The organism is Arhodomonas sp. KWT (assembly GCF_010993615.1).
On the sequence record NZ_WNXE01000068.1, the window covers coordinates 4,557 to 5,987 of the forward strand.

General features: G+C 69.6%; 1 protein-coding gene. It reads right to left on the reverse strand.

What is annotated here, in order from left to right:
• Positions 1 to 118 precede the first annotated feature (118 nt).
• Positions 119 to 1,431, reverse strand: a 1,313-nt coding sequence (gene lpdA, locus G7A99_RS11310) for a dihydrolipoyl dehydrogenase (protein ID WP_163140256.1), incomplete at its 5' end; no start/stop codon positions are given.

The following is a 1,431-nucleotide window of genomic DNA, read 5'->3' on the forward strand; positions in this document are numbered from 1 at the left end:
TCCCCGGCGGGGACGATTGCCGGGACGACAGCGGACCGGGTGGCCGGGACGGCCGGGGGAGGAAGACGGGAATGGGGCGGGGATGCCGTCACCCCCGCCCCGGCTGGCGCCGACGGCCTCAGTTGGCCTTGTGGATGGCGCGCTTGTCCACGGCCAGGGCGGCCTCGTGGACGGACTCCGAGAGGGTCGGATGGGCATGGATGGTCCGCGCCAGGTCCTCGGCGCTGGCGGCGAACTCCATGGCGACCACGCACTCGGCGATCAGCTCCGAGGCCTGGGAGCCACAGATGTGCACGCCCAGGACGCGGTCGGTCTCGGCGTGGGAGAGGATCTTGACCATACCGGCGGTCTTGTCCATCGCCCGTGCGCGGCCGTTGGCCGCGAAGCCGAAGGTCCCCGAGCGGAACGGGGTGCCCGCGTTCTTGAGCTGCTTCTCCGTGCGCCCGACCCAGGCGATCTCCGGGTCGGTGTAGATCACCCACGGGATCGCCTCGTAGTTCACGTGGCCGGGCTTGCCGGCGATGCGCTCGGCGACCATCACGCCCTCCTCGCTGCCCTTGTGGGCGAGCATGGGGCCGCGGACCACGTCGCCGACGGCGTAGACGCCGGGGATGTTGGTCTCGCAATGGTCGTTCACGTGCACGAAGCCGCGCTCGTCGGTGAGCAGGTCGACGTCCTCGTGGGCGAGCTCCTCGGTGTTGGGCCGGCGACCCACGGCGACGATGAGCTTGTCCACCTGGATGTTCTGGCTGCCGTCCTTGTCCTCGTAGTGCACGGACACGGTCTTGCCCTGGCGGGTCTCGGTGACCCGGCAGTTCAGGCGGATGTCCAGGCCCTGCTTCTCGAACTGGCGCTTGGCGTCGCGGGAGACCTGGTGGTCCACCGGCGCCAGGAACTCCTCCTGGGCCTCGAGCAGCACGACCTTGGAGCCCAGGCGGTTCCACACGCTGCCCATCTCCAGGCCGATCACGCCGGCGCCGATGACGCCCAGGCGCTTGGGCACCTCGGTCATCTCCAGCGCCCCGTCGGAGGTGAGCACGCGCTCGCCGTCGGTGGGGGCGGCGCCGATCTCGATCGGCTTGGAGCCGGTGGCGAGGATCACGCTGCCCGCCTCCAGGGTCTGCTTCTTGCCCTTATGGGGCGAGAACTCGACGCGGCGGTCGCTGAGCAGCTTGCCGTGGCCCTGGAGCCACTCGATCTTGTTCGCCTTGAACAGCTGCTGGATGCCACCGGTGAGGTCGGCGACGACCTTGTCCTTGCGGGCGATCATCTTGGAGACGTCGAGGTCGACGCCGCTGACGTTGATCCCGTGACCGGCGAGCTCGTCGGTCACCTTGTGGTACTGCTCGGAGGAATCGAGCAGCGCCTTCGAGGGGATACAGCCCACGTTCAGGCAGGTCCCGCCCAGCGCGGGCTCGCTGCCCTTGCGCC